The 19523-nt window shown below is 62.3% G+C and carries 14 protein-coding genes and 1 pseudogene; 6 read left to right on the forward strand and 9 right to left on the reverse strand.

Going from position 1 to position 19523, the window contains the following annotated elements; genetic code table 11:
* The 6 genes from AC07M7_RS06955 to AC07M7_RS06980 form a co-directional block, all read right to left on the reverse strand.
* On the reverse strand, positions 1 to 1883 hold a 1883-nt coding region (locus tag AC07M7_RS06955), incomplete at its 3' end, for a hypothetical protein (RefSeq protein WP_495207008.1).
* 3 nt (positions 1884 to 1886) lie between these two features.
* Complete coding sequence (locus AC07M7_RS06960; RefSeq protein WP_495207009.1) at positions 1887 to 2834, reverse strand: RHS repeat domain-containing protein; 948 nt, start codon at positions 2832 to 2834, stop codon at positions 1887 to 1889.
* 582 nt (positions 2835 to 3416) lie between these two features.
* The gene (locus tag AC07M7_RS06965) at positions 3417 to 5855 is read right to left on the reverse strand and encodes a DUF3772 domain-containing protein (protein ID WP_495207126.1); all 2439 of its coding nucleotides are present in this window, start codon (positions 5853 to 5855) and stop codon (positions 3417 to 3419) included.
* Between the two features lie 692 nt (positions 5856 to 6547).
* Positions 6548 to 6871, reverse strand: coding sequence for a hypothetical protein (locus AC07M7_RS06970; protein WP_495207010.1), 324 nt, complete (start codon positions 6869 to 6871; stop codon positions 6548 to 6550).
* Positions 6855 to 7439, reverse strand: a complete 585-nt coding sequence (locus tag AC07M7_RS06975) for a hypothetical protein (RefSeq protein ID WP_495207011.1) — start codon at positions 7437 to 7439, stop codon at positions 6855 to 6857. The genes AC07M7_RS06970 and AC07M7_RS06975 overlap by 17 nt, the downstream gene beginning before the upstream one ends.
* A 529-nt stretch (positions 7440 to 7968) precedes the next feature.
* Positions 7969 to 11046, reverse strand: a complete 3078-nt coding sequence (locus AC07M7_RS06980; RefSeq protein WP_495207012.1) for a TonB-dependent receptor domain-containing protein — start codon at positions 11044 to 11046, stop codon at positions 7969 to 7971.
* Positions 11047 to 11701: 655 nt separating this feature from the next.
* Between AC07M7_RS06980 and AC07M7_RS06985 the strand changes: the two genes are divergently transcribed.
* The 5 genes from AC07M7_RS06985 (at position 11702) to AC07M7_RS07005 (ending at position 17760) form a co-directional block, all read left to right on the forward strand.
* Positions 11702 to 12112: a hypothetical protein gene (locus tag AC07M7_RS06985; protein WP_495207013.1), complete on the forward strand. Its 411-nt coding sequence runs from the start codon at positions 11702 to 11704 to the stop codon at positions 12110 to 12112.
* A gap of 942 nt (positions 12113 to 13054) precedes the next feature.
* On the forward strand, positions 13055 to 13591 hold the full coding sequence (locus AC07M7_RS06990) for a Csu type fimbrial protein (RefSeq protein ID WP_495207014.1): 537 nt from the start codon (positions 13055 to 13057) through the stop codon (positions 13589 to 13591).
* Positions 13591 to 14340 carry a fimbrial biogenesis chaperone gene (locus AC07M7_RS06995; RefSeq protein WP_253077641.1) on the forward strand — a complete coding sequence of 250 codons (750 nt, stop codon included), beginning with the start codon at positions 13591 to 13593 and terminating at the stop codon, positions 14338 to 14340. The genes AC07M7_RS06990 and AC07M7_RS06995 overlap by 1 nt, the downstream gene beginning before the upstream one ends.
* 7 nt (positions 14341 to 14347) lie before the next feature.
* Complete coding sequence (locus tag AC07M7_RS07000) at positions 14348 to 16726, forward strand: fimbria/pilus outer membrane usher protein (protein ID WP_495207015.1); 2379 nt, start codon at positions 14348 to 14350, stop codon at positions 16724 to 16726.
* Positions 16723 to 17760: a Csu type fimbrial protein gene (locus AC07M7_RS07005; protein WP_495207016.1), complete on the forward strand. Its 1038-nt coding sequence runs from the start codon at positions 16723 to 16725 to the stop codon at positions 17758 to 17760. The genes AC07M7_RS07000 and AC07M7_RS07005 overlap by 4 nt, the downstream gene beginning before the upstream one ends.
* On the opposite strand, the gene AC07M7_RS07010 is transcribed toward AC07M7_RS07005, so the two are convergent.
* Both AC07M7_RS07010 and AC07M7_RS07015 read right to left on the reverse strand, forming a co-directional pair.
* Positions 17754 to 18047, reverse strand: a complete 294-nt coding sequence (locus tag AC07M7_RS07010; protein ID WP_495207017.1) for a hypothetical protein — start codon at positions 18045 to 18047, stop codon at positions 17754 to 17756. The genes AC07M7_RS07005 and AC07M7_RS07010 overlap by 7 nt on opposite strands.
* Positions 18047 to 18361: a DUF1153 domain-containing protein gene (locus AC07M7_RS07015; RefSeq protein WP_495207018.1), complete on the reverse strand. Its 315-nt coding sequence runs from the start codon at positions 18359 to 18361 to the stop codon at positions 18047 to 18049. The genes AC07M7_RS07010 and AC07M7_RS07015 overlap by 1 nt, the downstream gene beginning before the upstream one ends.
* Positions 18362 to 18418: 57 nt before the next feature.
* On the opposite strand from AC07M7_RS07015, the pseudogene AC07M7_RS07020 reads away from it, so the two are divergent.
* Positions 18419 to 18505: pseudogene (locus tag AC07M7_RS07020) on the forward strand (IS3 family transposase); the annotation flags it as partial.
* A gap of 67 nt (positions 18506 to 18572) precedes the next feature.
* Here the strand turns inward: AC07M7_RS07020 and AC07M7_RS07025 are convergent.
* Positions 18573 to 19433 carry a LysR substrate-binding domain-containing protein gene (locus tag AC07M7_RS07025; RefSeq protein WP_495207019.1) on the reverse strand — a complete coding sequence of 287 codons (861 nt, stop codon included), beginning with the start codon at positions 19431 to 19433 and terminating at the stop codon, positions 18573 to 18575.
* Between the last annotated feature and the right edge of the window lie 90 nt (positions 19434 to 19523).

The following is a 19523-nucleotide window of genomic DNA, read 5'->3' on the forward strand; positions in this document are numbered from 1 at the left end:
TAAAAGCTCTCGCTGGCCAGCGCGGCCCCGGTGGGGTCCTGCACCGTCCGGCGCAACTCGAAGCTGCTGCGGGCCTCAGGCGTTGAGGCCTGATACTCGTACAGCGTGCTGACCAGTCCTGACGCTGAGCATGCCAATGCGGCCGAACCCGCTGCCTGGCTCTCCAGGCAGCGGTCCTGGGCGATGGGGAGGGTGATCGCCGATTGCGAGATGTCCGGCACGCCTGCCACGGCGGGTGCGTTGCTGTCTGCTGCCGCCGCAAATGTTGCATAGCGCATGGCCGAGCCGGAGCGGGCACCGGCTGCATCAGGTGGACTGAGCTGGAAGGTCAGACCGCCGTGCGCCGGGTCGTAGCGGCTCTCCTGCGTCCCACCGCGAGCATCCTTGGTCGAGGTGGGCTTGTTGCAGACACGGAAGTTGCTGCCATCGCAGGCCGGAAAGGTGGCCGTCTCCACCAGGTCGGCCAGGCCCGAACCCGGCTTGGCCTTGCGAACGCGCTCGACCAGGTTGCCACGCTCATCAAGCCGGTTCTCCACCAGATCGCCCTCGGGCGACTTCACCGAGGTCACCCGCAATGTGGCGTCGAAGGTGTACTCGGTCGTGGCGCCGTTGGCGTCGACCACCGCGACCGGGTAGGGGTTTCCGGCTGCGTAGCGATACGTCGTTACCCCGCCCAGCGGATCGGTCACTCGCGTTTCCGATGCGGCATTCACATCCGTGCTGCCGTAGGCGTACTGGGTCGCATTGCCACCGGCATCGCTCTGCTTGACGACGCGATCACCTTCGTAGGTGTTGACGTAGACCTTCAGCGACGGGTTGCTGGGGCGGCGCTCGGAAACGATCCGATAGGTGTTGGAGTTGGGGCCAGCAAGGAATTCGTACTCATACTCGGTGGTGCCGCCGCTAACGTCCACCACGCTACGCAAGCGTCCTTCATGCGGTGGCAAGCCGTTGGCGCTCCAGCGGTCGTAGGTGTACTGGACGGTAGGCAGATCGCCCGTTCCGCACAGCACGGTGTCCAGCTCCACGCAGCTGGCACGGAAGCCGCTGGCGCTGCTGACCAGGGTCGGATCGGTCGGGGAATCAAAGGCAAATCGGATGCCGTACCCGCGGCTGTTGACGACCTCAGCCAGCTTGGCCAGCGGGTAATCGTTGTAGTTGGTGCTGGTGCGGGTCACGTAGCGGTAGGACAGCGACTCGCCATTGGGCATCTCGATGTAGCGAACCTGCTGGCAGATCGCTTTGGTGAAGGCATTGGTGCCGCCAAAGCTGCTGTTGTCGGCACTGCTGTAGCCGCATGTGAACTCGGTGGAGAAGTCGAAATAGGCGGTGACCCCGTCGCGGTTACGGAACAGCAGGCGCTTGTCCTCAGCATCTCGCTCCAACGTGGCACCGTCGGCCTTGTTTGTGGCGAGTGTGCCGTCGGCCTGCCGAATGAAGCGGTAGGTCGCACCGAGCAGCACGATATCCACTGCCGGCCACAGACTTGGCTTGAAATTGAGCGGCGGACGACTGTCATTGGCCGTATAGGGGCCACAACCGGAGCACACCGCACGCCCATCCAGATTGAACTGTACGCCCGGTCGCTTGCTGGACTGAATCCGTACCAGGTCCAGGCGCGAGGGAAAGGAGCCTGAACCGATGGACAGGTCCGTACTCTGCAACAGGAATTCACCGGTGCGCGGGTCCACGCCATTGCTCAGCACCGACTGGTCGCTGGGCGGAGAAAGGCGTTGATCGATTCCGATCTGCACCTGCGCACTCGCCGAACCTGCAACCATGCTCAATGGCAGGGCCAAGCTACCCAGTACGCGGCGTACCCAACGCGACAGCATCGCAGACGTTACGGAGCGTTCGTTGAGCATCGTCGTATCGGCGCGCATGGCTTACTCCTGAGCACCGGTGATCGAGCCACCGGCGTTGGTTACGGTGACTGCATGGCCGTTCTTGCGAACCGCAAATCCGGGGGCGCCACCGGCGCCGGCGGAGGACTCCGTGCTTGTCGTTGCCTGGCCGGCTTCGCCCGGCGATCCGGCACCGCCGCCGTTACCTCCCTTGCCCGAGGGGCCCGTGGGGATGCTGATACCCCCCGCACCGCCGCCTGCAGCTGTGCCGGGAAGTCCACTATTGACGGTAGGTGCGCTTGATGCACCACCCGCTCCATTGGGGAAGCCGCCGCCTCCACCGCCGCCCGGCTTGGGGCCAATGATCATGTCCAGCCGTGGTGATTGAGCTCCACCGCCACCTCCGCCTCCGCCGCCAGCGATCGTTCCGCCTGGCAGCACTTCAATGCTCAGGGGCGCTTGGGCAACAAAAGCGTCGCCGCCAGTAATCCCGGCGCCCGCAGCCGGCGTCTCACCACCCGCGCCATTGCCGCCAGTTCCACCGCCACCATAGACCTGCCCCGAAACCTTCAACGCAATATCAATGGCGTAAGTACCAGTGGGCCACTCACCTGACACCATCGCCACGCCGCCGGGAGCGGCAATGATGCTTACCCCAGCAGGCACATCGAAGATGATCTTGGCTGGCTGTTGGCCGTTATAGCCTGCAGCATTGGCAACGGCCCTGAGGTCTACGGTCTGTCCCGAGGTGGGCGAAAGCGCCAGCGTGCGCTCGAAAGCCACCGGTTCCGGTGGATCGACTGGAGGATCAGGGTCGACAGGCTTCTTGCTGCCGACCACGGTAAGCCGATTACCCGCCGCGTCGAACACATGATCGACAGTGGAACCGTCGCCGTGAGTAACCTGGATCAATCGCCCCAGTTCGTCATAGGCAAATGACTCGTTGACCTGCGCTGCCAATGAACCAGAAGCAGTAAGCAGCGCTGCCAACGCCAGTCCAGCACCCACACGTATCAATCGCCCTGCATGCCTCATGGCTATTCCTTGGTCCGCTCACCATGGCGGAGATCAACGCTCGCAGCTGGATCACTCGGCTGCTGGGCATGGATGGGAATACGTCTCTACTCAATCCTTGAAGTACCGCCTCACGATTGCATGCCTGTTACACAGACCAAAATACTCAGCCGGCAGGCTGCAACATTGGCCTGTCCTCAGAATCATGAGATAAACATCACAGAAGACTGAAAGGAACCATCGCCCGTGGTGTTCATCGGCGATGTCCAACTTGGTAACGCCGTCCAGATCATTTGGCGGCGGCGCCCTATCTATCGGATATCACTGTCCAGATTTCTTGGCGCCGAATGCCTAGCTAACTAGCATTTCTTACCAGACAGCCGATGACAGCCTAGGTTCCGACTTCGTCGCGGCATCCTCTCCCAAATGACAAAGCCCACGGTCGAATGTGCTCAACCCATACGCTACCGATCAAAGTTCGAATCACTTTTCATCGTCCGCGCCAGCCAATCAAGCGGCCAATCACTGCAAGCTGCGGTAGCGCCCGATAGAGGCTGGTCAGAGCTCGACGTCCCGGGCAATGTGGATATCCGTCGGCGCGGTTAGCGCGATTCCGCGCGTGGACAGAATCTCCAGGAGGCAGAAGTAGAGGTCGCTGCGGACAGCGTAAGCCTGACGAGGACTGGATACGTAGGCAAAGCTATTTAGGGTGATGTTTCCATCAAGGATGCTATCGATGAACACCAACGGTGCAGGCTGGGAAAGAACGGCCTCATGTCCGGCGTAGGCATCCAGCAGTGCCTGACGCAACGCGACAACGTCCGTGCTGGCTGGCACCGCGAACATGATCTGCACCCGTCCTTGATTGTGGCCCATGGTCAGATTGCGCAACGTCTTTGTGATCAGTTCCGAGTTTGGAACAACCAGTGTTGAACGGTCCGCCGCGATGATCTCGGTCGAACGCACGTTGATCCGTCGGATGTCGCCTTCAATATCTCCCAGTTTCACCCAGTCGCCGATCTTGACCGGACGCTCCGCCAGCAGAATGAGGCCGGATATGAAGTTCTGCGTGATCGCCTGAAGACCAAAGCCGATGCCGACCGAAAGCGCCCCAAGCACCAACGCCAGCTTGTCCAGGCCCACACCTAGCACGGTCAATGCACACAATACCGCGGCGATGACACCGAGGTAGCTTGCTACCGTACTGATGGAGTTTCTGGCACCTGTGTCCAGTTCGGTCCTGGGCAGATAGGTCTTCTCGAGCCAGCCTCGGAGCAACCGGGCCAACGCCAGACCCGCCGCCAGCACCGCCACGGCCAGCAAAATCTGGCTCGGCTTCAGAATGCCTTTTCCTATTGGGATGCCATTGAGCAGCGCGATGCCCCGATCGATGATCGAGCCAATGCTCCCAAACGGCGCAGCCAGCGCGAGCAATGCAACCAGTACAACCGCCAGTCGAAGCACGCCCGACAACAGCACACCGGCCTGTTCCAATCGGGTTTGCCTCAGCCCGATGCTTACCTGGATTGTTCGGCCGACAGTGCTATCGGTGCTGAAAAGCCACGTTGCCACGTCATCGAAGAACTTCAGCAGCAAAAGCGCAGTCAGCACCACGATTCCACCACCGATCAATTGCTGGGTCACGAACTTGGCGAAGTTCAGGTAACCCAGCAATGTAGCGACGATCCCAAGCAGCACGGCCGCGCCGCCCAACAGACGCGCCAACGCCAGCCAACTGCCCTGGCGGATCCTCTCCTCGCCTGCCCTCCTGTCGGCCTGAACTGAATCTCCAGGGCCAAGCGCGTCTTCCTGACGATGATGCAGGCGCGTCAAAGTGACCAGCATCGCCAGGACCAACCCCAGATAGGCCAGCGCGATGAGCCCGTCCAGCACAATGGTACTGGCGTCACTGGTGAGTGCCGCCTTGTCCAGTGCCAACAGAACGGTACTGAACCATGCCAATCCTGCTGCAATCCACACATGCTTGCGCAAATGCAGTGCCGCTACATCATTGAGTTCCAGCAGTCGCCATGTAGCGTGCTTGGGCATCAGCAATGCCGCCCCGAGGGCAACAATGAACGCAGAAACAAACGTCGCCGCCTGTATCCCATCGGCAACCCCCCTGAGCGGCGTCGGAATCCCGCCAATTCCATCGAGCACCGTCATCAACACGACCACTGCATATCCGGGCAATAAGGTGCCCGTCAACAGCAACCAGACAGCCAAGCCAGATCGGCGTAGACGCCCGTCGGGAGCATGCTCAGACGCTGCGAAGCGCCATCCCAGGCTGCGCAACCACAAACGCAATGGCAGCATCATCACCAGCGCGGCCAACATCGCCAGCAGCAATGGGCTCCATCCATGTGTCCTGATCGCGCCTGTCATCGCGTCGCGTCCTTGGCGCAACAGGGGTGCCATCCTGGAGATGTCGCCAGGAAGCTGCGCGACAACCACCCTCCAGATGTCTGGTGACAGTGGGGACCCCACCTTCTTGCCCAACGCCTCGCTAAACAGCTCCGTGCGTTGCTCGGATATTTCACTGCTCAGGTGGGTCGCACGTACCGCCAATACCCTGAGCTGGGCAACGATGGAAGCTCGCGCATCACGCTCGCGCTTCAGGTTACTGCGTTGAAGCGCAAGTGCGGGAGGCTCGCTCCCCGCAACAGCTGCTCCCAGTTTGGAGAGCTGTTCATCCAGCTGATCGATGCCAGGCTGCAGTTCTCGCTCCAGCGCCGTGGCGGCACGCTCTATATCGGCGGCCTGCGCTGAGAGTTCCGCAAGCGCCTCTGTCGTGTCGACAGTGGCGCGTGCGCGCGCTATTCCATCCAGGGACCTACCGAGTTCCATTAATTGCTGTCTCGGTGAAGCTATCTCGCTCTGTGCCAGAGCCGGGGGCGCCCCCCCAAGGACGGCAAACATCAGCATGCCACTACACAGCTTCAGCAGATGCAATCGCGACACGAAGCTCTTCAATCGCTGCGCGAACGCCTGCTTCATCTTTGGCAAGGAGAGCAGCATTGTCACAACGATTCGGAACAGCGACTGGTAGATGGGAATCACGGGAATAATTCGGTAGCGGCGGCTCTGGCACAGCGTTAAGAGAGATACGGTGCGAACAAGTGACCCTGAGCTCATGCAAGCTATAAGCAGTGCAGAATTCTCACGAGTCCCGAGCGTAGGCTGGATTCAGTCCTAATATCGGATCCAGGATAGATCAGCGGCGCCCAACAGGGCGCGTCGGCCCCACCTTTCACATTGCTGCACTCGGTCGTAAGGATGCGACGTCTGCACCCGGTCTTGGTTGTAGAAGACCGAGCCGTTGGAGCTTCCGGACTGAGCACGATCGCGTCCAGTACGAAACTGTAAAAAATCGTGTCAAACCAGCACGCAAAGCTGCGGCTCCCGAGCCAGTCCCCTCCTTAGATGGGAGAAGAACGAAATAGCAGCCCACGACCGCTATGAGAACCTGGAGCGGAGCGATGCCCTTTCCAGACTTCGTCGGCAGGGTCAGCAGATTGGCCAGGTGGGGCACCCTATGGGTTCTGCCTCCAAGATCGCTGCGGCCGAGTGGGCGAATCGCTGACCCATCATGCACGACCACGGTGTCTGGAGCGAACTGATCGTCAAGCGCGGCCGTGCACCGATAGTCCCGATACAGATGATTCAGCTACGGCAATTGATAGGTGCCATCAGGGGGCACTGTTGTGCACCTTGCGCGGATCAAAAATGAAAAGCCGCACTGCGCCCACGCCCGGTATGCGCACCACCTGCGACGGACGGCCATCGCCGCTGGGCTTGAGCCATCCAGCCTCCAGCAATGCATGAGCGGCAAGACGCGCATCGAAGCCGGCGCACAGTTCGCGCTTGAAGGCCTCCTGCAGTACCAGGTACTCGGTGACGCCCACCTCATCAAAGCGACGGAAGCCCGCTCGGTCGCGCACTGGTGGCGCCTCCTGCGCGTAGCGCAGCGGTTCCGAGCGGCTTTCGCCATGGGCCTCAAAGAACGCACGCACGCGCGAAAGCAGTTCGTCGGTGCACGTTGTAGCCCGGGCCCTCGAAGTAGCCGTTGCGATTGAGCAGTTCCTTGTAAGCGGGATCAATGAGGGTGTAATCGATCGCGACCTGATTGCCGTCGCTGGTGAAGCAGGCATCCGGGCCGGCGAGTACCTCGCGGCCGCACAGCCTGCCATCTCCCAGCACATCGGCCAGACGGAGGCTGCGATGGTTCTTGCCGGCGAATTCCGGGTGATCCAGGCCCGTGCCGCTGTCGAGCACGCCGAGACGGATGCCGGTATCGGTCAGGCCGCGCGCATAGGCGTGGTCTGCATTCGTCGCAGCCAAGCCCCAGTCAGCATTGAACTCCTCCGTGCGCCAGCTTGTCGGATCTCCAATCACGCCAGCGACATTAGCTGGGCTCGTGACCGCTGATGTCCCTTGTACGCTGCCGGGCACAGAAGAAGAAGAAGAAGAAGAAGAAGGAGTAATCAATGATCTCGCCCACGCAGCAGCCTGCAAACTGCGTTGTTGTCGCAGATCCTCCAAGGGATCCGCTGCTACCACTGACATGGATGTGGAGAACATTAGTGAGCTCAGGACCGCCAAAGTCAACGGACGGGGAGTCAACCTACGACGCAAGCGAGAACTTGATTGATGCTTCATCAACATCTGCTCCTCTACTGACGGATGGTGGAATGACATACCCCGCTCCCCAGCCTGGAACTCAAACACCTCAATCGGTCGACGCAAAGCGCCTACCTTCGAAGTATCATGTTTATGTAGATAGAACGCTTGGACATAGCCCCCCCTACCGGCGGCGTCCAGTCCGTTGATAAATGAGTTCAGCGCTACTGACGCTAGGAGTTACACTCGTACTCAGGCGTCGGATCATGTGTAAGCATTGACGTCGATGCGGCGCTGCTCATACGCCCCTGGCTTGAGCAGCCAAGGCCTCGCACGGCCCCTCTGCTTGGTGCGCCGGATCACCCAAGAAGAGTGATTTCATCCGGGCCACCAACTGCACGCCCAGAAAGCCGGCATAAGCCGCAGCCACCTCGGTCAGCAGCATGAATACGAAGGCCCGGCAGTTGCCGGGCCTTCAAGATGCCGATCCTTATTTGAAACTGTAGCGAAGACTCGCCATGTAGCGACGGCCCAGGCCATCCAGTACATACGGGAATGGCCCGATGTCGTCGCCCACGTTGATCACCGACAACGTCACGCGAGCGGCGTCGGTGATGCGGTAGGTGACGTTGGCGTCCCAGGTGGTCCAGCTGTCTCGATAGAAGTACTGACGACTTTCCGGGGTATCGGTCATGGTGTACTGGGCGCGGCTGGTGTAGTTGGAGGCCACGCCGTAGTTCCAGTTGCCGATGCGGTGCTGTGCGGTCCAGCGGAACTGGCGCTTGGGCTCGTTGAAGCTGCCCGCCTGTTCAACGAACGGCACGTCCCGGTTCGCAGCCTGGCCACGGTTCTTCGGCATGTAGCCATAGAAGTCCAGGTCCAGCACGCCGAAGCGCGACAGGTCCCAGCGGTAGCCGACTTCGGCGGTCCAGCCGCGGAACATCAGCACCGGGCCGTTGCCATACTCGGTCTTGATGTCGGTGGCCACGCCGGTGCTCGGATCACGCGTTACCAGGCCGCAGAAGCGGTTGGCATTGGGCACGTTGGCAGCATTGAAGTCGGCGTTGTCGAAGCAGCCGGTGATGATGTCGTTGGCGCTCAGGGCGGTGATCGCGTTGTTGATCTCGATGTCATACCAGTCGGCGGCGACGCGCAGGCCTGGGATCCACTCCGGTGCGAACACGATGCCGGCCGTCCACGACTTCGCCGTCTCGTTCTGCAGACGGGTGCTACCGTTCCTAGAGCCCAATGTTGTGGTTGGCTGCTGGCGGAAGGTGTTCGGATCGGCGCCCGGGTACGCGGCGAAGAACGCCTGGCAGTTGCGGTTACGCACTGCAGGGTTCGAACCCCCATTGATGCTGTCCAACGAGCACACTTCCGGGATGGTGAAGTAGGCCGGTTGCTGGGAGGTGTAAAGCTCGGCGATGGAGGGGGCGCGCAATGACTGGGTCTTATTGCCGCGCAGTTGCAGGCCTGCAATCGGTTCGTACTGGATGCCGTAGGTGAACGCATTGAACGCGCCGGCCACGGAGTTGTCGACGCGGCGGAACTTGGCAGTCAGGTCCAGCCGGTGCAGGCCCGGGAGATCCCAGTCGGGATTGAACAGCGGCGCCAGCACTTCGGCGAACACTTCGTTGGTGTTGTATTTACCCTGTGTAGCCTGGGTTGGCACCGAACGGCCGTGGCCCAGGCGCTGGTACTCGCTGGGGGTGAAGGAACCTTCTTCGCGGCGGTGTTCGAAGCCGGCCGCAACGGAAAGCTCACCACCGGGAAGATCGAACAGACCGCCGGACAGCGAGGTGTTGATCACGGTCTGACGGGTCTGCGCCTTGGCCACGGTACGGGTGGAGACATAGTCCAGGGCTTCGCGTGATGCCTGGTTCTCGCCGAACAGGTTCAGCGGGCGGCAGTTCGCATCGGCCGTAGTGCCCGGGCTCGTGGCATCGCAGATGATGCGGCCGCTGGCATCGGTGGTGACGTTGATCGCATTGATGAAGTTCTGCTGGATCAGACCGGTGCCGAGGTAGTCGAAGTCGCCACGGCCATGGGTGACGCTGGCTTCCCAGTTGAAGTTGCGTTTTCCAACCTCGAACGCACCACTCAGGCCAAGCACCGCACGGGTCAGGCGGGTTTCGGTGCTGGCGTTGTTCATCGACAGGTCGCGCGAAGAACGCGACAGGCGGAACGAGGTGATGCCGTTGTCGGCGAGGATCTTGCGGGTTTCCTCACTCAGGAACGGATTGCTGGCGCTGAAGGTCAGCGCGCCGTCGGCCGCACCGCCTCCGTCCAAGCGGGCGTTGCCGAAGGACACCGCGTTGTAGACGTTCTGGTCCAGGGTTTCGCGGGCCGTCGCTTCGTATCGCGAGAGTTCGAAGAAGCCCCGTACGTTGTCGGTGAAGTCGAAGCTGCCGGTAGAGAACACCGAGCGTCGTTCGAGGTCGGCGATCAGCGGCATCGTCTCGAACAGGTTCAGGCCGTCACCGCCGGATGCATTGCCGCCCGCGTAGCTGGTGCCGGGGTTGAACTCGACCAGCTTGCCCTCGTTGTTGAATTGCCACAGTTTGTCTTTGTTCGGGCCGAAGCCAAGGATGTCACCCAGGCCGTTGCGCGTGTAGCTGCCGGTGGCCGGCATCACCAGGCCACCGAAGGTCATGCTGGCAATGCGCCGGTTGCGGATCCAGACCTGGTCGGGGATACCGTCGGCCGGCCCGGTATTGAACGGAATGCTGCCGTCGATGCGGCCATCATTGGTCGGACGGCGCAGGGGCTGGGAAGTGGCATTGGCCACCGTGGGATTGGCCTGCAGGCTGTAGCCCTGGCGGTAGAAATCACGTTGCAGCGCGTTCACACCGTCGGCGTTGTCCAGCTCGGCGGCCACCACGATGTGGCCGCGCCCATCAGCGAAGTCGGTACCGAAGATGGCCGACCAGGAGTAGCGCTCGTTGTCGTTCTTGCTGGTTCTACCGTAGCCCAGCTCGACTTCGGCGCCATCGAACTTGTCGCGCAGGATGATGTTGTTGACGCCGGAGATCGCATCCGAGCCGTAGGTGGGGGCACCGCCCACGCTCAGGCTTTCAATGCGTTGCACCATGACGCTGGGAATGGCGTTCATGTCGACCTGAACACCCGAACCACTGCCGGCACCAAAGATGGTGGGCGGGGTGGAGGTCACGAAGCGGCGCCCGTTGACCAGGGTCAGCAGGCGATTACTGCCCAGGCCGAATTTGCTGGCGAAGTTGACGCCGGCACCGAAGCTGGATTGGTCGCCACGCGAACTGACGCCCGCACTGATGCCGGGAATCTTAGTCACTGCGTCGATGAGGTTGGTGTCGCCATAGTTCTCGATCGATTCACGGCTGACCACCGCCGCCGGTTCCAGCGTGTCGAAGCCGGCGCGGTAAATGCGTGAGCCGGTGACGGTCATCCGATCAAGTTCGGTCAGCGTACTGGCGGGGGCTTGGGTGGTGGGCTCCAAGGCCTTACTCTCTTGGCTCTCTGCAACCTGTTGCGCCAACACCGGTGCGGGCTCGATAGCAGCCAAGAACAACACTGCGGTGATAGCAAGCATCAACGGGTTACGGCTAAACGAGTGCTGATCCATATGTCCCCCTCAAGAGTGATGTGACAGCAGCGCTGTTGAATCGGCATGAGAGTCTGAAGTTTGTTTGTCGCTTAACTTGCCGATAACAAACCATTGCACGTAGATATATCCATTTGCAATATTCAACGCTAACGCTGGCATAACTCACATTGTTACTAATCTCACAAATTTATTTGCCATCGGCGCTGGACGACGACGCTGTCCTTGTCCGCTCGTTGGTTGCTGATGTTGATTGCCATTGTCCTGCCGCTCGCCTTGCCCTGCAGGCCTCGTTTTGAGCGATTTTTGCCTAGGTCCCGTCTATTCCCTGGTCTGATTACTACGAAGGCGATAGCATCCAGCTCGACAAGGCGTTCGCTGAACTCAGCTCCAAAGCAGAGGGCTCAGCGCCTGCCGGTGATACGCTGCCGGATTGATGTAAATCAATCTCGCATGTGAATAGATTTCGCGCTTGGACGAGGTATGTGTCCATTAGAGAGGCCCTTTTACGGGTTGTACTGAGCGTGTTCACAGTTCGCCTCAGATCATCGCCCGGTCAGCTCTCTACTTTCGTGGGCAGCCGACGATGCTGCGCTGTTCCGATGGGGCAGCGTTTTGCCTAACAAACTAAGGATCTGTGTCCATGCGAGTCTCATTGAAAGCAATCGCATTGTCCGTCGTCGCATTGGGAGGAGCCAATGCTGCCTTCGCCAACACGTCGGATCCCGGTACCACCGCGTACCTCAGTGCACAGAACACGATCGGCGTATTGCAGTACTGCGCCGGGAAAGGGTTTGTGGATGCTGGCGTCGCATCCGCGGCTGGTGAGATGCCGAAGATGAAGGTTGAAGGGGAGCTTGCCGCAGCCGGTACGGCGGCTCGTAGAGTCGGTGAGCGCGGCGTGGTGTTCCACTTCTCCGCCAAGGGCAAGAAGTCGATGATTCCAGTTGTCACCATCGAGGCGCTGGCGGAGGCTGGGAAAACGTCAGTCAAGAGCGTCTGCGAGACCTACGCAAAGGCCTTCGAGCCGGCTGCAGACAAGAGCAGGAAGTAGTGATTGCTCTCATCGGCGCTTTGACCGGAACGGGCCTGTACATCGTGGGGCTTTAAGCTGCCGGTCAAGCAGTGCAACCGTCAGGCGGCCGGCAACTACCGGCCGCCTTTTTGTTGCCTGGCCGGATGACCACGAAGACGACAGCATTCAGCTCGCCGAGGCGTTCGCTGAACTCAGCTCTAAGGCAGAGGGCGCAGTGCCTGCCGGTGATACGCCGCTGTAACAGCGCACGTGGTATCCACGACGTGTTGAAGGCTGCCGGCGTGGCGGGGCGTCATGCCGCTGAAGGATGTGGAAGGCCGGAAGGGTGGGCGTGACGTCCACGGTGCAACCACGGCGGCAGCTTTCGACACGTGCTCAGCCCAGTTCTGATCGGAATCGGGCCACCTATCAAGGAGCGACCATGATCAACCACACCACTAGTTCTATTGCCGCCGTCGCGCAGGCAGGGCCTGGGGTGGGTGGTCCCTGCTACGTGCCGGCGTCTACACGATTGAGCTGATGCTCACCGCTGCGGTGTGCGCTGCGGCCGCCGTCGGGGTCGCGCTGACGATCGCCCTGCTGAACCTGGACGTGCCGTTGACGATCGCCGCATTCAGCTCATCGTGAGCATTGGTTTTGTTTTAGTCGAAACTGAAGATGGTCAAAAAATCGGTGCGGCGCGTGCGCGAAGTGCTGCGCGTCGCCGGCATCAAGCAGACACCCGGCGGTCGCCAATACAGCTTCGTTGACGCGCTGTAGACAGCTTTTCGTAAGTGTTTTCCCGCGCAACGCGGAGGGAAAATCTTATGCGAAGGCGGGTGACATACCTTGTAATACATAGGGTCTGAAACGGCATTGCGAGGCTAGCAATGCGGCGCTACATTAAATGCGGCGCTACATTAGCGGCTAACGTGCCGCCTTCGTCTTGTTCAATAGACCTTCGGGTCAGGGAGGTTGTCCATGCGATACCCGCTTCGTTCACTGCGTGCGTGGGGCCTGTTCGCACTGCTGATGGCTGGCCCAGCACTGGCCCAGGCCGCCGACACCACCACCTTCAACGTCACCCTGGTGGTCACCAAGGCCTGCACCATCACCGCCGCTGCGGCAACCAACGTCGACTTCGGCACTGCGGCCTCGACCACGGCGACCCCCACCCTGGGCCAGGGCACGGTCACCGCGCAGTGCTCGGCCCTGACCCCGTACACGATTTCATTGAATGCGGGCGCCAATGCCAGCACTGCCAATGACGTCACCACCCGCCGCATGAAGAACACCAACGCCGCGGTGACCGCCAACAACTTCGTGGGCTACCAGCTGTACCAGGATGCCGCGCACACCCTGGTCTGGGGTTCCACCTCCGGCACCAACACGCAGGCCGGCATCGGCACTGGCCTGGCCGTGCCTTACATCGTCTACGGCCAGATCCTCAACCTGAGCACCAACAACCCGGCCACCGGTAACTACCTGGATACGGTCACCGCCACGATCACCTATTGATGGAGCACGCCCGCATGGCCGGACCCCGCCCGTGGCGCGCCACCGGCGTGGCGCTGCTCGCCCTGTGCCTGCTGGCGACCTCCATGGCAGGTGCCACCAGCCTGCAGGTCGCCCCCACCAGCCTGCAGCTGGAAGCCCGCCAGCGTGCCGGCGAGCTGTGGCTGACCAACAGCGGTACCTCGCCGGTGAAGCTGCAGGTACGCGTCTTCCGCTGGGTGCAGCAGGGCGGGCAGGAACAGCTGCTGCCCACCGATGAACTGGTCGCCACCCCGCCGATGCAGGAACTGGCGGCCGGGCAGCAGCAGCTGGTGCGGGTGATGCGGCCCAACCGCGAGCCGCCGCCGGCACAGCAGTACTACCGGCTGATTGTCGACGAGGTGCCCGACCTGGCCACTCGCACCGACGGCATGCAGTTCGTGCTGCGCTATTCGATCCCGGTGTTCGTGCAGCCAGCGTCGGGCAAGCTGGCCGCGCGGCTGGAGGCCCGGCTGGTGCGGCTGGCCGATGGCCGCAACGGGGTGGAGGTAGCCAACGCCGGCAACAGCTATGCGCAGATTGCCGACCTCGCACTGGGCAGTGCCCAACGCCCTCGCATCGTGCACCCCGGGCTGCTGGGCTATGTGCTGCCCGGGCAGGTGATGCGCTGGCCGATCGAGCGCACCGCCATCGACCGCGACAACGACCAGATCACGGCCAAGCTCAATGGCGAGTCGGAACAGACGCCGCTGTCGCCACCATCGGCTCGCTGAGGCGTTGATGGGCGCGCTGTTTGCTGCCCTGGCTCCTGCGGCGACCGAAGCCGCCGATGTGTCCGGCGTAACGGCCACCTTGGCCGCCGACGTATCAGGCATCTCCGCCGATGCGATCCTGCCGCCCCCCACCCCGCTGACCGCCAGCCAGACGCTGTACCTGGACGTGTCGCTCAACAGCACGCCGCGCGGGCTGCTTCCCTTCATCGAGAACCGCGGCCGCCTGCAGGCCAGCCCCGAGGTTCTGCGCCAGCTCGGCTTCAATGCCAGTGGCGATGCGCCGGTGTACCTGGACCAGATCAGCGGCGCGGTGGTGCGCTATGACGCCCACCTGCAGACCCTGGCGCTGGACGTGCCGCTGGACCAGCTGACCCTGCCGACCACCGTGCTCAGCCGCCCGCAGACGCGTGCGCCCGCCGGCAGCGCCTCGCCCGGCGTGCTGCTCAACTACGACATCTACGGCAGCCGGGTGGACACGCTCGGCAACCTCAGCCTGAGCTCGGAGCTGCGCCTGTTCGGCGTCGGCGACGGCACCTTCGAGAACACCGCGATCAGCCGTCGCTACCAGCAGCCCGGCGACCGTCGCTGGCGCGGCGAAAGCGTGCGCCTGGATACACGCTGGCGCCTGGATTTCCCCGACAAGGCGATGACACTGGAGGTCGGCGATTTCTACAGCGGCTTCGTCGATTGGACCCGACCGGTGCGCCTGGGCGGCCTGCAGATCGGCCGCAACTACGGGCTGCAGCCCTATCGCGTCCTGACCCCCACGCCCAGCTTCCTCGGCCAGGCGGTGGTGCCGTCCACGGTCGAGCTGTACGTCGATGGCCTGCGTCAGTACAGCGGCCAGGTGCCGGTTGGCCCGTTCCAGCTGGCCGCGCAGCCGGGCATCAGTGGCACCGGCAGCGCGCAGGTGGTGGTCACCGATGCGTTCGGCCGCATGCAGACGCTGGACTTCAGTTTCTACGGTACCCAGCAACTGCTGGCCAAGGGCCTGTCGGACTGGTCGGTCGGTGTTGGCCAGCTGCGCGAGGATTTTGGTCAACGCTCCTTTGGCTACGACGACCGTACCGTCGCCAGTGCGAGCTGGCGCGGCGGCGTCAGCGATACCTTCACCGGCGAAGCCCATGCCGAAGGCGGCGGCGGCCTGGCCCAGGCTGGCATCGGCGGCTGGTGGCTGCTGAGCGGTGCCGGCGTGCTCAACGCGGCCTATGCACGCAGTGATTACCACGGTCTGCAGGGCGGGCAGTGGGCGCTGGGCTACAGCTGGAACAACCGCCGCTTCAACTTCAACCTGCGCAGCGTGCGCAGCCACGGCGACTACCGCGACCTCGGCGCACTGCAGGGCAACCTGCCGCCCAGCATCAGCGAACAGGCGACGGTCGGCCTGGACCTGCTGCGGCTGGGCACCCTCAGTGCCAGCTACCTGCGCCTGCGCTATCCCGATGGCGAGGACAACCGCTATGCAAGCCTGTTCTGGTCGCGCAGCTGGAGCCAGCGCTGGTCGGCCTACCTGTCGGTGAACCAGAACCTGGACAACAGCAATGACCGCAGCATCTATCTGTCGATGACCGCCAGTCTCGGCAACAACCGGCAAGCCAGCCTGTCCAGCCAGCGCAACGGCGACAGCCAGAGCTGGGTGGCCGACGTCACCCAGCCGGTGCCCGGCGACGGCAGCGCTGGCGGTGTCGGCTGGCGCGCCCAGGTCCGCCATGGCGAGGATGGCAATGGCGGCCTTGCCGAGGTCGGCCTCCTGAACGATGTCGGCCGCTATTCGTTCGGCGCTTCGCGCCAGGGCGGGCTCAACTACAGCTATGCCAGCGCCAGCGGCAGCCTGGTGTGGATGGGCGGGCACACTTTCGCCGCCCGCGAGGTCTCCGACGCGTTCGCGGTGATCAGCACCAATGGCGTCGGCGGCGTGCCGGTACGGCTGGAAAACCGCTTGATCGGCGTCACCGATGATCGTGGCCTGCTGCTGGTCAGCCCGTTGCTGTCCTGGCAGCGCAACCGGGTCTCGATCGACACCCTGGACCTGCCCGAGGACATGCGTGCCGATCGCATCGAAGATTGGGTAACGCCGCGCCAGCGCGCCGGCACCCACGTGACATTCCAGTTGCGCTCGCGGCCCTCGCTGAGCCTGACACTTCAAAGCATGGACGGGCAGCCATTGGAGGTGGGCAGCGAGGTGCAGCTGCCCGACGGCCGCCAGGCCACGGTTGGATACGACGGCCTGCTGTACCTGGAGGACGTACCTGCTGGCAGCGTGCTGTACGTCACCACCAGCCGCAGCCAGTGCCGGGTGAAGGTACCGGATCTGCCCAAGGTGGTTGCCTCCGGCGCCCGGCCGCACCCGGCACCGTTGCCGTGCATTCCGGAGGTGGCGCCATGAGGGTACTGCTGCTCGGCCTGCTGCTGTGGACCGGCCTGCTGGCAGCGGCGCCTGCCAGTGCCACCGCGGTCTGCACGGCGGTCGCCAATCCGACCCTGCCGTTCGGCAACATCAACAGCAATGCACCCGGCCCGAGCACGGCCAACCTCAACATCACGGTGACCTGCACCACCGCTGCGCTGAGCCTGCTGGCCACCACCGGTGTACGCGTCTGCGTGGGCATTGGTGCAGGCAGTGGCGGCGGCAGCGCCACGACCTCGCGGACGATGGTCACCGGCAGCGGCGACACCCTGAATTTCCAGCTGTACAACAATGCCAGCTTCGGTCAGGTCACCGGGCTGGTTCCGCGCGGCACGCCCCCGGCACAGGAGCTGACCATGAGCTACAACGTGCCCCTGCTGATAGGTGGCAGTGGCGCGCAGACCACGCAGTTGTTCGCGCAGATTCCAGCCAACCAGGTCCTGGCATCGGGCGCGTACAGCAGCACCTTCAGCGGTGCCAACGTGGTGCTGACCTGGGCCTGGAACGAAGTGCTGTTCGGCACGGCGACGGTGCCGGCCACCTGCAACGGCGGCGCCACCGGCACCAACAGCGCCAGCGCAGCCTTCAGCTTCACCGCCACCGCCAATGTGCTCCCGCAATGCGGCAGCTACGTCACCACCAACATGAACTTCGGCAACGTCACCGGCGGCATTCCCGCCAACATCGATCAGACCGCCACGCTCACGCTGACCTGCCTGAAGAACACCGCCTTCCAGGTCGGCCTCAACAACGGCCAGAACAACCCCGCTGCCACCTCCACCCGGCGCATGGCCACCACCATTGGCAGCGGCACCTACTACCTCCTCTATGAGCTGTACCGTGATGCCGCTCGCAGCCTGCGCTGGGGCAATACCCTCAACGTCGACACCGTTGGCGGCACCGGAAGTGGCAGCGCACAGCAGCTGACCATCTATGGCCGGGTGCCGCCGGTCACCGGCCAACCACCGGCCGGCACCTACAACGACCTGGTGCAGGTGACCATCACCTATTGAGGCCCCCAATGTAATGACCCACTGAAAACCTGCTCAGGTTTTACTTTCCCCGAAGGAGACACCGAGTTCTTGTTCATGCCAAGCAACGCAGCCACCGTGCGGTAGCCAAACGACGGCTCGGCCTCGATCAACTCCTTGATTGGCTCGGCAAGCTCGGCTTTCACCTTTGCAGGCGACCGGGTCGGCTTGTAGTACATGGTCCGCCGTGCCACGCCGAACGACTGGCACAGCTTGACCAGCGGTACCGCTACACCGTCGTCCTTCAAGCCCTGCTGGACCGAGAGCATCAGCTCTCGTCCTTTCCCAGCAGGGAGGCCAGCTTTTTTCGGGCGCGGATCTCCAGCATCGCCTCGCCGTAGGCTTCCTGCAGGTCCTTGAGCTGGCGCTCGTACTGCTCGCGCACGTCCTCCGACTTGGCCCGTAGGGCATTGTCCATGCCGCGCTTACCGTCTTCGACCCAGCTCTCGATCTCGGCTGGGGTCAGGTCGAACTGGCAACTGGCCGCCGCTACCGTCGTCTTGCCCTGGATGATCTCAAGGGCCAGCGCCGACTTGCGCCGGGCCGTCCAACGTTTGATCTCTTCTTCCATCACTTCGCTCATCGGTGTCTCCTTCGGGGAAAGTAACACCTGAGCAGGATTTCAGTGGGTCATTACAATTACGTCCACTACTACAACCATGAGCGCATCAAGCTCGGGCTGCAAGGGCTCAGTCCGGTGGGATACCGGCTGAGAAACACCGCCTGATCGGCGGCATCGTGACCGTCCAACTTATGGGGGTCAGTTCAAACCCGGGGCGATTCAGTGTTCCTTCTTAGCTGATCGTAAGGATCCAGTTGCGGAATGCCGCAATGGAAGGCCACTCTGCTTTGTGTGCAGGGTAAGCGAAGTAGTAGCTCAGACCGCTGTAATAGGATGTGTCGAGCGGCATGAGCAGATGGCCCGACTGTAATTCATCCGTGATCAGGCATCGTGGTAGCAGGCCAACGCCGATCCCCGTCGCAACGGCCTGGATCAGATGCGATGTCACCTCGAAGGTTGGTCCAAAATAGGAGCCGTGTAGCTTGACATTGCAAGCATCGAACCACTGTTCCCATACGTTGGGGCGAGAGGCGACCCTGAGAAGTAGCAGCGAATGCAGATCATGCGCCGATTGGATGGGGTGCCGACCCAGCAACTCGGGACTAGCGACAAGGACCAGTTCCTCTTTGAGCAGGCGGTGAGAAGCTAGGCCTGGCAATCCATCTTTACCAACGCCGATTACCGCATCCATCCCTGCCATGTCGAGGTCAAAGTCACCAATTCTCGAATGCACGTGGACCACTACGTTTGGATTGGCGGCATAGAAAGTGTGCAGCCGTGGCATCAGCCAACGAGCGCCGAAGGTGGGTAGTGCGGCCAAATTCAAGATGCCTCCACCCGAGCGAAACGCGATGGCCTGCAGCGTCGCGTTTCGGAGTCCCGTGATTGCGCTGCCCACGCCACGCATGTACATCCGCCCCACATCGGTCAGCTCGATCCGCCGCCCTTTCCGTAGAAACAACTGCACGTCCAGCAGTTCTTCCAGAGCCTGCACCTGGCGACTGACCGCACTTTGTGTCAAGGAAAGCTCCTCTGCTGCCCGGGTGTAGCTCTGGTGTCGTGCCGATGCCTCAAACGCCAGCAGCAGGGACATGGAAGGGGTTAGGGCTCGTGGATTCATTCATAAACCTCATGCATGCCGCGAGAAAAATACGCTTTTTTTCGGTGCACTGAGTGACTAAGT

This window comes from Stenotrophomonas sp. GW821-FHT09E08 (genome assembly GCF_059416125.1).